Origin of the sequence: Devosia honganensis, assembly GCF_042648785.1 — a bacterium.
Lineage (GTDB): Bacteria > Pseudomonadota > Alphaproteobacteria > Rhizobiales > Devosiaceae > Devosia > Devosia honganensis.
The window spans coordinates 144005-157617 of the sequence record NZ_JBHRYD010000010.1; the positions used below are offsets into that span (position 1 = coordinate 144005).

Consider the following 13613-nt stretch of genomic DNA (forward strand, 5'->3'; position numbering starts at 1 on the left):
GGTTCCCCTGACCCTTTTTTACTGAAGCGCCGGCAGAACGGCGGCCGCGGACGCATAATCGCGGCTCTCGGTGAAGGCCGTCATGAAGGCGTCGAATTCATCTCCGGTCACGACCCGGACGGCGATAGGCATGAAAGCATGGTCCTTGCCGCACAGTTCGGAGCACTGGCCATAATAGATGCCGGTCTCGCGTGCGTTGAACCAGGTTTCGTTGAGACGCCCCGGAACGGCGTCGATCTTGATGCCGAAGGACGGCACCGCGAAGGCATGGATGACGCCCGAGGGGCTGGCGGTGATCTGCATGCGCACGGTGGTTCCGACGGGCACGACCAGTTCGTTGTTGACGGCCAGCAGGCGCGGCTGCCCCGGCTTGGTCGCGGCGATCTCTTCCTCGTTGAGCATGTTGGAATCGAAGGCAACGCCCTGATCCACATATTCGTAGTTCCAGTACCACTGCTCTCCCGATGCCTTGACGGTGAGCGTGGCCTCCGGAACCTCGACCTCGCCGAAGGAGAAGACATTGGCGCCCAGATATTTCCGCTCGCCATCGGGAACGGTCAGCTGATCGGAGAGAACCCCGAAGGAGGGAATGGCGATGACCACCAGCACCAGCACCGGCACCACGGTCCAGACGACCTCGATGAGGGTATTGTGGGTGAAACGGGCCGGCACCGGATTGGCCCGGGCGTTGAACCGCACCATGACCACCGCCAGCAGCACCATGACGAGCAGCACGATCAGCGAGATCGTCCACATGAGGATGCCGTCGTGGAAGGCCACGATGGAATCCATGATCGGCGTCACCGATTCCTGGAGATGAATCTGGCCCGGCGCCGGATGCCCCTTGCCGACCGTTTCCTGGGCGACGGCCAATGCCGGCGTCAGCGCCAGTACGGCCGCCGAAACGGCTCCCAACTTCCTAAAGAACTGTCCGGTCACCATAAACCCCCTATCGACGTGTTCTGGGCGGCTTGCACAGAGAATGAGGGGACTCAATAGCGGCATAGCTAACGCCGCCCCGACTCAACCTCGGAGCGCAAAACTCTTGTTTGAGCTAAATCACATTGCACGGCCCGAGTCTATTGTAGGCTGCGGACCCCAAACTGCGGCAAATTGCTGCCAGGTCGGCGCCCAAATGCCTCATCCGCGCCGCAGTTTACAAGGAAAAACGGGCAAAAGCCGGCGCGAGTCGGGGCTTTGGTTGACACGCGAAATCTCGTGACGGAAACAAGTTTCACCTCACGCGCGACGCCGATTCGGCAGGAGATTTGATACAGTGATGGTTTTGGCAAGGCGGCTTTGCGCGCTGGGCGCGGTGATGGCGGGGCTCGCAGCGACACCGAGCATGGCGCAGGGCACGGTCCGCGCCGAATATGGCGACTGGCAGATGAGCTGCGACACGCCCCCCGGGGCCAGCTTCGAGCAATGCGCCATCATCCAGAACGTCCTGGCGGAGGACCAGCCCAATGTCGGCCTCTCTGTCATCGTGCTGCGCACGGCCGACCGCGAGGCGCGCCTGCTGCGCGTCCTGGCGCCGCTGGGCGTGCTGCTGCCCAACGGGCTGGGGCTGAACGTGGACGGGACCGATATGGGCCGCGTCGCCTTCGTGCGCTGCCTGCCCAATGGGTGCGTGGCCGAGGTTGAGCTGGACGACGATATCATCAAAGTGCTGTCGGAAGGCACCGACGCCATTTTCGTGGTGTTCAAGACTCCTGAGGAAGGGGTGGGCATCCCGGTCTCGCTCGACGGCTTTGCAGAGGGATTCGCGGCTCTGCCCTGAACCCAGGAGGCGTTCACATGAATGAGGACAATCGCGCCGCACAACGCCACCGTACCCTCAAGGGCGCCCGGATCGTCATCAATGACGGTTTTTCGACCTTCGACTGCACCATCCGCAACCTGTCCGGAACCGGCGCCAAATTGCAGGTCGCGAGCGCCTTGGGCATTCCCGAGCGCTTCGGGCTGAAACTCGAGGACGGGCGGCAGTTTTCCTGCGAAACCGCCTGGCGCACCGATACCGAGATCGGCGTCCGCTTTCTCTGACACAAGGGCCGCCGCGTGACGCAGGTTCTGACCAACGCCACAGAATTCACCGTTTCCGAGATCGCCCAGGCGGTGAAGCGCACGGTCGAGGACGAATTCGGCCATGTGCGGGTGCGCGGGGAGATTTCGGGCTTTCGCGGGCAGCATTCCTCCGGCCACGCCTATTTCACCCTCAAGGACGATGCCGCCAGCATCGATGCGGTGGTCTGGAAGGGCAATTATGCGCGCCTGACCTTCAAGCCCGAGGAGGGGCTGGAGGTCATCGCCACGGGCCGCCTCACCACCTTCCCGCGCTCTTCGAAATACCAGATCGTCATCGACAATATCGAGCCGGCCGGCGCGGGGGCGCTGATGGCGCTCCTTGAGGAGCGGCGCAGGAAGCTCCTGGCCGAGGGCCTGTTCGCACGCGAGCGCAAGCGCCCCCTGCCCTATCTGCCGCGCGTCATCGGGGTCGTCACCTCGCCCACAGGCGCGGTGATTCGCGACATCCTGCACCGCCTCGCCGACCGTTTCCCCAGCCATGTCCTGCTCTGGCCGGTCAGGGTGCAGGGCGAGACCTGCGCGCCCGAAGTGGTCAACGCCATAGAGGGCTTCAACGCGCTGGCGCCGGACGGGCCCATTCCGCGCCCCGATCTCCTGATCGTGGCCCGAGGCGGCGGCTCGATCGAGGATTTGTGGGGGTTCAACGAGGAAGCGGTGGTCCGTGCCGTCGCCGCCTCCCGCATTCCCGTCATTTCGGCGGTCGGGCACGAAACCGATACGACGCTGATCGACTATGCCTCCGACATGCGGGCACCCACGCCGACCGCCGCCGCCGAGGCCGCCGTGCCGGTACGGACGGAACTGATCGCCTATGTCGAAGACCAGGGCAGCCGCCAGCGCCAGGCCGCCCGGCGCAGCCTGGCGAGCCTGCGCGACCGGCTGCGCGCCGCCGGGGCCGGCCTGCCGCGTCCGGGCGACCTGGTGGCCATGCAGCGGCAAAGCCTCGACCTCGCATCGAGCCAGCTTTCCGGGGCCTTGCGGCATTTCGTGCAATCGCGGCGCCTGGTCTTTTCCAATCTCGCGGCGGCGTTCCAGCCGCGCCTCGTGCGGCAGCGGCGCGCCGAGCTGTTGGAGAAACTGGCTCATCTCGATCATCGCGGCGCGGCGGGCCTCGGCAAGACGATCGAGCGGGCGCGCCTCACCTATGTGCCCTGCGCCAGGCAGTTGGCCGGCGCCGCCGCGCAGTCGCTCGAGCGCAAGCACACGGCGCTGGCCCGGCTGGCGCCGCGCCTGTCGCCGCAGCCGCTCGAGGCCGAACTGCGCCATGCCAGGAGCCGGGCCGCGCCACTCGCCGACCGTCTGGCACAGGCTGGCGCACAGGCAATTTCGGCACGGCGGCAGCGCCTCGACCAGTTCGAAAAACTGCTCGATACCCTCAGCTATCGCAACGTGCTGGCGCGCGGCTATACACTGGTGCAGGACGATGCCGGCGGCGTCGTCAGCAGCGCCGCTAAGCTGCGGCCGGGAGACGCGCTACGCCTCACCTTCGCCGACGGCGAAACCGGCGCCATCGTCGCCGGCACGCCGCCCTCGCGCCGCAAGCCGACAAGACCGGCCCCGGACGACGAGTCGCAGGAAAGCCTCTTTTGATCCGGTAGCGCGTCGGCTATACCGGTCCCCGATACTGCGGACAGGAAAAGACGCCATTCGCGGCGGGCCGGCCGCGAAGTAAACGAACAGGGCCGTGGCATGAACATCTTCGACAAGGGGTTCGCACCCGCCGAAGCGACTTTACGGTATCTGGACGGCGACTATGCCGTGATCAAACCCGGCACCTTCGTGCGCTGCGCCATTACCGGCAAGCCGATCCCGCTGGACGAGCTGTTTTATTGGAGCGTCGACCGGCAGGAACCCTATGCCGACGCCGCTGCCGCCCATACCGCCTTCGAGCGCTTCGGCCGGGGCGACTGAACGTGAGCGAGGCGGCATGCCAGCGCCTGCTCATCATCTCCAACGGACATGGCGAGGACGCCATCGCGGCGCAACTGGCCGCCCGGCTGCCCGCTTCGGTATCCGTCGAAGCCTATCCGATGATCGGCGGCGGCAAGGCCTATGACGGCATCTGCCCCATAGTCGGGCCGCGGGCCACGCTCGCCTCGGAAGGCTGGCGCAACGTCAAGGGTTCGCTGCGTCGCGACATCGTCAATGGCGGACTGCTGACCGTCCCGCCGGCGCTCAAATTCCTCCGCGCCGTTCGCGGCCGCTACCAGCGGGTGGTGGTGGTGGGCGACATGGTGGGGGTGCTGGCCTGCCTGCTGACCGGCAACCGCCAGGTCTTTTATATCGACGTCTACAAGACCGGCGCGGCGCGGCTCTATTCGGGCCTCGAACGCCTGGCCATCGCGCGGACCTGCAGCGTGGTGTTCTGCCGCGCCGACAATCTGGCGGAGGCGCTGCGTCAGAGCGGGGTCGATGCCCGCTGCGCCGGCAATCTGATGATGGACACCATCCCGCGCGGCGAATACGACGCCGCCGCCCGCCGCGGAAGCGAGCTGGCGGTGACGCTGCTGCCGGGCAGCCGGGCGCTGACGGTGGAAAGTTTCGCCTTGCAGGTCGCGGCCCTGCGCCGTGTGCCGGCGGAGATCCGCCCGGACGTGTTCCTCGCCGTGGCCGGCGGCGTCAATGTCGAGGACCTGGCCCGCGGGGCCGGGCTCAGCCGGGCGCCGATGCTCAGCACCGAGCCGGACGATCTGGGTCAGATGGGCGACGGCGACCTCGTCGTCCACATGGCGCGGGGCCGGGCCATGGGCAATCTGCTGGACAGTTCCGACATCGTGCTCAGCCAGGCCGGAACCGCCAGCGTGCAGGCGCTGGGCCTCGGACGGCCCGTCATCACCTTCATGAATCTGCGCGACCGCCGCTCCCGCTTCGAGGACGAACAGAAGCTGTTCGGGCCGGCACGGGTGGTGGTGGATGCCGAAGCCGGCAATGTGGCGATGGCGCTGACCGACCTGCTGCGCGATCCGGCGGAGCGGGCGCGGCTGGGCGCCATCGGCCGCGAGCGCATCGGCGGGCCGGGCGCGCTCGCGGCGATCCTTGCCGCGCTGGACTTGCCCGGCGCGCCGGCCTGACGGCTATTCCGCTCCGGCCTCGGGGTCGAGCAGGCGGTGCAGGTGCACGATGAAATAACGGGTCTGGGCGCTGTCGACGGTCATCTGCGCCTTCTGCTTCCACACTGCGTAGGCGGCGGCGTAATTGGGATAGACGCCGACGATATCGACCTTGTCGAGATCGGCGAAGGTGACGCCGTCGAGGCTCGACAATTCGCCGCCAATCACCAGGTGCAGGAGTTGCTTTTCAGTCTGTTCAGCCATCGATCGGTCCCGTGTTCAAGGAAGTCGCGTTTCCGCCGCGGCCGGCGCGCCGTCCCCCTGGGGACAGCCATAGACCTTGCGCAGCGCCGCATGGACGAGGGGTTTTAGGCTGATATCGCCCAGGGCGGCAAGCGCCCCATGGCGCACCTCGGGCCGGTTGAAGCGCGGGAAGCCGGTGCACACATCGGCGAAATCGAGCCCCGCCTCGGCCAAGATGACGGCGGCGCCGGCGATGTCCCAGTCCTGCGAGCCGCGCCGCGCCACGGCGGCATCGAGCCGGCCGCTGGCCACCTGCACCAGCCGGTAGGCCAGCGAGGGATAGGCCGGGCCGCGCGTATAGGTGAGGCCCGAAGCCTGCATCTCCTGATGCACGGCGCCCGGCGCGGGAATGAGCGGGGCCGCGCCGGCGCGGCGTTTGCGCACCAGCTTCCGCCCGTTGAGCCGCGCCCCGCCGCCCCGGCTGGCATCGTACATCTCGTCGCGCGCCGGGGCATAGACGACGCCGGCCACCGGCACGCCGTTCTCGACCACGGCGAGGGAAATGGTCCAATATTCCTCGCCGCGCAGAAAGGCGCGGGTGCCGTCGATGGGATCGACGATGAACACCCGCTCGCGCTCCAGACGCCCGGGATCGTCCGCCGTTTCCTCGCTCAGCCAGCCATAGCCCGGCCGCGCCCCCAAGAGGCTGTCCGCCAGGAACCGGTCCACCATAATATCAGCCTCGCTGACCGGGGATAGATTTTCCTTGGTCCAGGACTTCACGTCCTGGCGGAAAAAGCCGAGCGCCATGATCCCCGCGGCCACGGCGGTGGCGCGGAGCAATTCCAGGTCGTCGCTATAGGATGGGGCGGAAGCCGGCATGGTGGGCGCCTTTTAGGCCCGGTGCGGGTTTTGGACAAGGGCGCGTCCGCCTGCGGCGAACAAGGCAAGGTAAAGAGGCTCACAAGCCACGCGGTTAACCGCTCGTGACTCGATGCAATACCCTGCTAACCCTCTCCAAAAACAACATAAACTTAACCGAACCGATTAAGGCGGCCGGTAAGGGGACGCGCTAGATTGGAGCCATAAACGGAGCGCAAAAACAGCTCTCGAAGTTACAGGAAGGCATCAAAAATGGTTCATGGCGTTGCGATGGAAGGCTCGTCGGTGGTTCTGGCCTTCGGACGTCCGGCCCTGGCCGAGCGCCGGTTCATGGCGGCCAACGACAACGGCCCCAAGGACCCGGTCAAGACCGTGACGGTCCGCAAGACGCTCGAACAGAGCGGCGTGGCGGTCAAGATCAAGGTCCCGGTCACCGAATTCATCGGCGTCGCCGTCGCCACCAGCATTTCCGAGGACGGGCTGCTGACCAGCTCCATCGAACTGGTCCATTCCGATTCCGAGTTGAATTACAAGGTGTTCGAGGAAGAGGGCAATCACGGCGTCGTCGCCGAATGGCAGAACTGGGGCAAGAAGCTGCGGCTGCCGCTGTTCATCAAGGCCGGCGACGGAGCCTATCTGCCCTATAGCCAGCAGGTGGACGGGGTCATGCTCGGCGCGCCCTCCCCGCGCCGGAAACTGGCCGCCGACGCCGCCCGCCGCCCGCGCTTCCTCAATCGCCGCAAGCCCGGACAGGCCGAATCAAGCTGAACCGGCCGCCTCCAAAGCGAAACGAAAAGGGTCGACCAGTGGTGCGGTCGGCCCTTTTTCTTTTTTTCGGTTTTCGGCTGGAAAAGCCCCGTTTCCGCTGTCACGACCCTGGGACGAATGTCAGCACATCGTTAGCATTTTCTACCACACCCAGGCGGCCAGCAGTGCCAGGGTGAGGATCAACCCGATGTAATGATTGCTGTCGAAGCGCTGTTTGGGGTTTTCCGGCACGTCCTTGTCGAGCGTCCAGAGCTGCCAGGCCAGGATGGCGGCCGCCGGCAGGGAGAGCACGGCGAAGAGCCAGCCGCCCCCTGCGAGCACCGCCGCCGCGTTCCACAGCAGGAAAGCGCCGGTATAGAGGACGGCGACGGCGGGCTTCACGTTAGCACCGAACAGCCGGGCCGTGGATTTCACCCCCACCAGCACGTCGTCCTCGATATCCTGGAGCGCATAGACGGTGTCGTAGCCGATGACCCACAATATGGTGCCGGCATAGAGCAGCACCGGCGCCCAGGACAGCCCGCCGGTCTGGCTCGACCAGCCCACCAGCGCCCCATAGGAGAAGGCGAGGCCCAAAAAGGCCTGCGGCCACCAGGTGACGCGCTTCATGAACGGATAGATGGCGACCAGCACCAAGGAGGCGACGCCGGCCCAGACGGTGAAGCGGTTGAACTGGAACAGGATGGCCGAGGCCAGCAGCGCCTGGGCAATGAGGAAATAGACCGCTTCGCGCGCCGAAATCTGGCCGGAGGGGATGGGACGCGAGCGGGTGCGCGCCACCTGCATGTCGATGTCGCGGTCGACGATGTCGTTGAAGGTGCAGCCCGCCCCGCGCATCAGGATCGACCCCAGGAACATCAGCACCGCCGCCCACCAGCCGAAACCGGCCTGGGGACTGGCGATCGCCGCGAGGCCGATGCCCCAGGCGCAGGGCCAGAACAGCAGCCAGAAGCCGATGGGCCGGTCCCAGCGCGCCAGCCGCCCATAGGGCTTGAGCCATTCGGGGGCGTGGCGGTCGAGCCAATTGTTCTTCTGGGCATCGGCGACGGTGCCGCTGGCTGGGGTCGGGGTCATCGGAAAACCTTCCGGCGGAAAAACGGACGAGGGCTGCTTTCCACGCATATAGCGTTTATGCTGTCCGGCGGAACCCCCTCATGCCGCCCTCCGGGGCGCCTTCCTCCGGGGAGGAGAGGGCGGATCGCCCACGGGGCGAGTGGAACAATCGAGTGTGCCGCCATGCCCCGTCACCATGCCAGCCTGCAACGCCTCTATGTCGAACCCGACCTTGCCGCCGGGGCGGCGCTGACGCTCGGCAAGGAGCAGTCGCTTTACCTGGCCGCGGTGCTGCGCAAGAAAGCCGGCGACGAGGTGGTGCTGTTCAACGGACGGGACGGGGCGTGGCGATGCCGGCTGACCGGCGACGCCAAGAAGGCGGTGACGCTGGAGGCGCTGGAGCGCATCGCTCCGCAGACCCCGCCGGCGGATTTGTGGTACGGCTTCGCCCCGCTCAAAAGCGAGCGGCTGGACTATGTGATCCAGAAGGCGGTGGAAATGGGCGTTGGCAGCATGCAGCCCGTCATCACCCGCCATACCCAGGTGCACCGGCTCAAGAGCGAAAGGCTGCGCGCCAATGCCATTGAGGCGGCCGAGCAATGCGAGGTGCTGACGGTGCCCGGATTGCTGCCCGAGACCGGACTCGACGCGCTGCTCGATTCGTGGGAGGACCGGCATGGCGGGCGCCGGCTGATCCTGGCCGACGAAGGCGCCGCCGCCGCCTCGCCGCTGGCGGCGCTGGAGAGCTTGCGGGGCGAGCGGCTGGGATTGCTGATCGGACCCGAGGGCGGCTTTGCCGAGGCGGAGCGCGAGAAGCTGCGCGCCCTGCCCTTCGTGGTTCCCATCAGCCTGGGGCCGCGAATCCTGCGCGCCGACACCGCGGCGGTGGCGGCGCTGGCGCTGATTCAGGCGACCATCGGCGATTGGCGATAAAAGGCGATTGCTTTCCGCCTTGCGCTCGTTATGTTCGCGCCCCAACCTATGGCTTTCCAGCACAAGAGGACCGCATGGCCGGCGCCGACCTTCCTTCGCCCCCTATCGAGTCGCGGGCAGATCTGATCGAGGCGATGGAGCGCGGGAGCAAGCCGGCCGAGCAATGGCGCATCGGCACCGAGCACGAAAAGCACGTCTTCCATACCGATCCGCTGCGTCCGGTGGCCTATGAGGGCGAGAACGGCATCCGGGCGCTGCTCGCGGGCATCGAGCAGGAAACCGGCTGGCATCCGTTCTACGACGGCGACAATCCGATCGGCCTGCGCAATTTCGAGGTGGCGGGCGGCATCTCGCTCGAGCCGGGCGGGCAGTTCGAGCTTTCCGGCTCGCCGATGGCCGACCTGCACGCAACGGCAGCGGAACTGGCCGAGCATATGCGGGTCAGCAAGAAGGTGGCGGCGCCGCTCGACATCCATTTCCTCGGGCTGGGCGTCACCCCGCTGTGGTCGGTGGACGAGATCAGGTCCATGCCCAAATCGCGCTACGCGATCATGACCGGCTATATGGACAAGGTCGGCACGCTGGGCAAATCCATGATGTACCGATCGGCCACGGTGCAGACCAATCTCGATTTTTCGGGAGAGGCGGACATGGTCAAGAAATTGCGGGTGAGCCTGGCGCTGCAACCGGTGGCCACGGCGCTGTTCGCCAATTCGCCCTTCGCCGATGGCCGCGACACCGGTTATCTGAGCTTTCGCAGCCATATCTGGCTCAATACCGACGCGGACCGCACCGGCCTGCTGCCCTTCGCCTTCGAGGAGGGTTTCGGCTTCGAGCGCTATGCCGATTACGCGCTCGACGTGCCGATGTATTTCATCGTCCGCGACAAGAAATACATCAATGTCGCCGGCGAGAGCTTCCGGGATTTCCTGCGGGGCGAATTGCCCCAGCTACCGGGGGAAAAGCCCACCATCAAGGACTGGGAGGACCATTTGTCCACCCTGTTCCCCGAAGTGCGGATCAAGCAGTTCCTCGAAATGCGCGGCGCCGACATGGGCGACGAGGCCCATGTGGTGGCGCTGTCGGCGTTCTGGACCGGGCTGCTCTACGACCCCATCGCGCTCGAGGCGGCCTGGGAGCTGATACGCGACTGGACCGAGGAAGACCGCGACTATCTGCGCCGCGAAGTGCCCCGGCTGGGTCTGGCCACCCCGTTCGGCCGCTCCAGCATATTCGACGCCGCCGCGCAGGCGGTGGGCATCGCCGCCGCCGGGCTGGTGCGCCGCAACCGGCTGGACGCGGAGGGGCGCGACGAAACCATCCACCTGGCGCCCCTCGAGGAAACCGTGCGCACCGGCAAATCCCCGGCCGAGCGCTGGCTGGAAAAATTCCGCGGCGAATGGCAGGGCGACGTGACGCCGATCTTCCGGGAAGCGGAGATCTGAGGGCCTGCCCTGACAAGGACATAGTGCGCCGGCTGAAGAAACTCAGCCACTCGCCGACTGACCCCTCTTTCGTCATTGCCCGGTTTATCCGGGCAATCCAGTCTGCTGCGGCATCGTATGGACCGCCGGGACAAGCCCGGCGGTGACGGGGGTGTGTTCACTTTGGACGCTCCTGGTTTGATCGTTGTTGCCACAAGCACTTGCTGCCCTCGGGCTTGTGGGGACCGGCGCCCCGCCCCCTTGAGGGTTGGGGAGGAGGGAGGATTCGTGAGCCACAAGGGTGCACCGGATCAGGAAGAGGGAGGCAAGGCTTGCCCTTCCGGCCGGGCTCGTGCATCACCCCGGCGACGACGACGGAGGTTTGCGATGCGGGTGATGGTGATCGGGTCGGGCGGGCGCGAGCATGCGCTGGCGTGGAAGATCGCGCAGTCGCCGCTGGTCGAGGCGCTATATGTGGCGCCGGGCAATGGCGGCACCGAGGGGCTCGCGACCAATCTGCCGGTCGACCTCGACGACCATGCGGCAGTGATCGCGGCGGCGCGGGAGCATGGCGTCGATTTCGTGGTGGTGGGGCCGGACGCGCAGGTGGTGGCGGGGCTGGGCGACGATGTGCGCGCCGCCGGGATCGCCTGTTTCTGCCCCTCCAGGGAGGCGGGGCAGCTCGAGGGCTCGAAGAGCTTCACCAAGGCGCTATGCGACGAATTCGACATTCCCACCGCCGCCTATGCCCGCTTCACCGACGAGGAAGCGGCGCTGGCCCATGTCCGCGCGCAGGGCGCGCCCATCGTCATCAAGGCCGATGGGCTGGCCGCCGGCAAGGGGGTGACGGTGGCGATGCGCCTCGAGGAGGCGGAGGCGGCGGTCAGCGACTGCTTTGCGGGCGCGTTCGGGCAAGCGGGCGCGGCGGTGGTGATCGAGGAGATGATGGAGGGCGAGGAGGTGAGCCTGTTCGTGCTCACCGATGGCGAGGCCATCCTGCCGCTGACCACGGCGCAGGACCACAAGCGCGCCCATGACGGCGACACCGGCCCCAATACCGGGGGCATGGGCGCCTATTCGCCCGCCCCGGTGATGACCAGGGAATTGTTCGAGACGGCGATGCGCCGCATCGTCGAGCCGACGGTGCGCGGCATGGCGCGGCGCGGCACCCCCTATCGGGGCGTGCTCTATGCCGGGCTGATGCTGACCGCGGACGGACCCAAGCTGGTGGAATACAATGCCCGCTTCGGGGACCCGGAATGCCAGGTGATGATGCTGCGCCTGGACAGCGACATCGTGCCCCTGCTGCACGCGGCGGCGACCGGGACGCTGGCGGGGCACGAGGTGCGCTGGAAGGACCAGTTCGCGCTGACCGTCATCATGGCGACCAAGGGCTATCCCGGCGCCTATGGAAAGGGCAGCGAAATCGGCGGCATCGAGGGGCTCGACGGGCCGGACCTGGTGGTCTTCCACGCCGGAACGAAGCGCGCGGGCGGGCGTTTACTGGCCAATGGCGGGCGGGTGCTCAACGTCACCGCGCTCGGGGCTTCGGTCAGAAAGGCACAACAGCGTGCTTACCACGGCGTGGACCAGATTGACTGGCCGGAGGGCTTCTGCCGGCGCGATATCGGCTGGCGCGAGATCTCCCGGGAAGAGAGCTGAACCTTTCCTCAATCTTGCCGGATTAAACTCCCTGCGAACCGTCTTCGATGCGGCCCCGCCGCCGCGCGAGCCGACGCCGCTGCAACGGCGCGGCAAGGCGCTGGCGGACAGGCTGCGCATGAAGGGTGCGGAGCGTGGGAGAATGAGTGCGCAGGAGGGGCCACGGATCGGCGTGGCGCTGGGGGGCGGCTCGGCCAGGGGGCTGACGCATATCCCCTATATCGAGGCGATGGACGAGCTGGGGCTCCGGCCATCGGTGATCGCGGGCACCTCGATCGGGGCGCTGATCGGGGCCGGCTGGGCCGCCGGCATGACCGGAAAACAATTGCGCGAGCACAGTTTCGAGGTGCTGGGAACGCTGCGCACCATCGCCGCCAAGCTCTGGGCCACGCAGATCCGCGGCATTGGCGGGCTGCTCAAGAACGGCATTTCCATGCAGCTCGACGCCTCCAGCATCGTCGATGCCTTCGTGCCGGCCGATTTCCCGCTGGAATTCCGCGACCTCAAGGTGCCGTTGCATGTGGTGGCCACCGATTTCCAGTCCTGGCACCAGGTGGTGTTCGATTCCGGGCCGCTCAAGCCGGCCATCGCCGGCTCCATCGCCATTCCCAGCCTGTTCAAGCCGGTGGTCTATAACAGCCATATCCTGGTGGATGGCGGCGTGGTCAACCCGCTGCCGCTGGACCAGGCCGATATCGACACCGATTTCCTCATCGGCATCGACGTGGTGGGCGACCCCTCCATCGCCCTCACCCGCACCGACCACAAGGCGCTCGACATCTGGTTCGGCTCGGCCCAGATCATGATGCATTCGCTCACCGCCCACATGATCGCCGCCTATCCGCCCGACATCTATATCCGCCCCCGCGTCGCCAATTTCGGCGCCATGGAATTCTGGCGGGTGCGCGAGATCATCGCCAATGCCGAAAGCGAGAAGGACCGCTTCAAGCGGCTGCTGGAGCGCAAGATCGAGGACTATATCGCCGGCAAGGCGGTGCCGGTGGGCAGCGAGGGAAAATAACAGGCGGGCAAGCGCGGAAACGCTTCCTACCGTCATTGCCGGCTCGTCCGGAGTCCAGCCCCCTCACCGCAGCCGGCGGAAGAAATCCACCAGCAGGGCTTCGGCGCGGGCGGCGGAGAGGCCGGAGATGATTTCGGGGCGGTGGTGGCAGGTGGGCTGGTCGAACAGGCGGATGCCGTTGTCGACGGCGCCGGCCTTGACGTCCTCGGCGGCGAAATAGAGCCGGCGCAGGCGGGCATGGGCGATGGCACCGGCGCACATGGCGCAGGGCTCGAGCGTCACGTAGAGATCGCAGCCGTCGAGCCGGCCGGTGCCGCGCCGGGCCAGCGCCGCGCGGATGGCCAGCATTTCGGCATGGGCGGTGGGGTCGCGCAGCGCCTGCATGCGGTTGCGCTCGGCGGCGAGCAACCGGCCGCCCTCCATCACCACGGCGCCTACCGGCGCCTCGCCCAGCGCGGCGGCTTCGGCGGCAAGGGCAAGGGCCAGGTCCAT

15 protein-coding genes are annotated in these 13613 nt (G+C 66.9%); 10 read left to right on the forward strand and 5 right to left on the reverse strand.

Going from position 1 to position 13613, the window contains the following annotated elements; all coding sequences use genetic code 11:
• Positions 1 to 18: 18 nt before the first annotated feature.
• Positions 19 to 942 carry a cytochrome c oxidase subunit II gene (gene coxB / locus ACFOOL_RS11695; protein WP_380097243.1) on the reverse strand — a complete coding sequence of 308 codons (924 nt, stop codon included), beginning with the start codon at positions 940 to 942 and terminating at the stop codon, positions 19 to 21.
• Between the two features lie 337 nt (positions 943 to 1279).
• On the opposite strand from coxB, the gene ACFOOL_RS11700 reads away from it, so the two are divergent.
• The 5 genes from ACFOOL_RS11700 to ACFOOL_RS11720 all read left to right on the forward strand — a co-directional run bounded on the left by ACFOOL_RS11700 (position 1280) and on the right by ACFOOL_RS11720 (position 5156).
• Positions 1280 to 1780 (forward strand): invasion associated locus B family protein, encoded by a 501-nt coding sequence (locus tag ACFOOL_RS11700; RefSeq protein WP_380097489.1) that lies wholly within the window; start codon positions 1280 to 1282, stop codon positions 1778 to 1780.
• A 17-nt stretch (positions 1781 to 1797) separates the two neighbouring features.
• A complete protein-coding gene (locus ACFOOL_RS11705) occupies positions 1798 to 2043 on the forward strand; it encodes a PilZ domain-containing protein (protein ID WP_380097244.1) in 246 nt (81 codons plus the stop codon).
• Positions 2044 to 2058: 15 nt separating this feature from the next.
• On the forward strand, positions 2059 to 3675 hold the full coding sequence (xseA, locus tag ACFOOL_RS11710) for an exodeoxyribonuclease VII large subunit (RefSeq protein ID WP_380097245.1): 1617 nt from the start codon (positions 2059 to 2061) through the stop codon (positions 3673 to 3675).
• Positions 3676 to 3774: 99 nt separating this feature from the next.
• Positions 3775 to 3996: a DUF2093 domain-containing protein gene (locus tag ACFOOL_RS11715; protein ID WP_380097247.1), complete on the forward strand. Its 222-nt coding sequence runs from the start codon at positions 3775 to 3777 to the stop codon at positions 3994 to 3996.
• Between the two features lie 2 nt (positions 3997 to 3998).
• Entirely contained in the window at positions 3999 to 5156 is a 1158-nt protein-coding gene (locus ACFOOL_RS11720) for a hypothetical protein (protein ID WP_380097248.1), read from the forward strand.
• 3 nt (positions 5157 to 5159) lie between these two features.
• Here the strand turns inward: ACFOOL_RS11720 and ACFOOL_RS11725 are convergent, their stop codons facing one another.
• Both ACFOOL_RS11725 and ACFOOL_RS11730 read right to left on the reverse strand, forming a co-directional pair.
• On the reverse strand, positions 5160 to 5399 hold the full coding sequence (locus ACFOOL_RS11725; RefSeq protein WP_380097249.1) for a DUF4170 domain-containing protein: 240 nt from the start codon (positions 5397 to 5399) through the stop codon (positions 5160 to 5162).
• 15 nt (positions 5400 to 5414) lie between these two features.
• Positions 5415 to 6260 carry a 3'(2'),5'-bisphosphate nucleotidase CysQ gene (locus ACFOOL_RS11730; protein WP_380097251.1) on the reverse strand — a complete coding sequence of 282 codons (846 nt, stop codon included), beginning with the start codon at positions 6258 to 6260 and terminating at the stop codon, positions 5415 to 5417.
• 252 nt (positions 6261 to 6512) lie between these two features.
• Between ACFOOL_RS11730 and ACFOOL_RS11735 the strand changes: the two genes are divergently transcribed.
• Positions 6513 to 7028: a DUF6101 family protein gene (locus ACFOOL_RS11735; RefSeq protein ID WP_380097253.1), complete on the forward strand. Its 516-nt coding sequence runs from the start codon at positions 6513 to 6515 to the stop codon at positions 7026 to 7028.
• Positions 7029 to 7169: 141 nt separating this feature from the next.
• On the opposite strand, the gene ubiA is transcribed toward ACFOOL_RS11735, so the two are convergent.
• Positions 7170 to 8102: a 4-hydroxybenzoate octaprenyltransferase gene (gene ubiA, locus ACFOOL_RS11740; RefSeq protein WP_380097254.1), complete on the reverse strand. Its 933-nt coding sequence runs from the start codon at positions 8100 to 8102 to the stop codon at positions 7170 to 7172.
• Positions 8103 to 8264: 162 nt separating this feature from the next.
• On the opposite strand from ubiA, the gene ACFOOL_RS11745 reads away from it, so the two are divergent.
• From ACFOOL_RS11745 to ACFOOL_RS11760, 4 genes are all read left to right on the forward strand, one after another.
• Positions 8265 to 9014, forward strand: coding sequence for a 16S rRNA (uracil(1498)-N(3))-methyltransferase (locus ACFOOL_RS11745; protein WP_380097255.1), 750 nt, complete (start codon positions 8265 to 8267; stop codon positions 9012 to 9014).
• Positions 9015 to 9088: 74 nt separating this feature from the next.
• Positions 9089 to 10459 carry a glutamate--cysteine ligase gene (locus tag ACFOOL_RS11750; protein WP_380097256.1) on the forward strand — a complete coding sequence of 457 codons (1371 nt, stop codon included), beginning with the start codon at positions 9089 to 9091 and terminating at the stop codon, positions 10457 to 10459.
• Positions 10460 to 10825: 366 nt separating this feature from the next.
• Positions 10826 to 12100, forward strand: a complete 1275-nt coding sequence (purD, locus tag ACFOOL_RS11755; protein WP_380097257.1) for a phosphoribosylamine--glycine ligase — start codon at positions 10826 to 10828, stop codon at positions 12098 to 12100.
• A gap of 142 nt (positions 12101 to 12242) precedes the next feature.
• Positions 12243 to 13121, forward strand: coding sequence for a patatin-like phospholipase family protein (locus tag ACFOOL_RS11760; RefSeq protein WP_380097258.1), 879 nt, complete (start codon positions 12243 to 12245; stop codon positions 13119 to 13121).
• A 63-nt stretch (positions 13122 to 13184) separates the two neighbouring features.
• Here the strand turns inward: ACFOOL_RS11760 and ACFOOL_RS11765 are convergent, their stop codons facing one another.
• Positions 13185 to 13613 (reverse strand): nucleoside deaminase, encoded by a 429-nt coding sequence (locus ACFOOL_RS11765; protein ID WP_380097259.1) that lies wholly within the window; start codon positions 13611 to 13613, stop codon positions 13185 to 13187.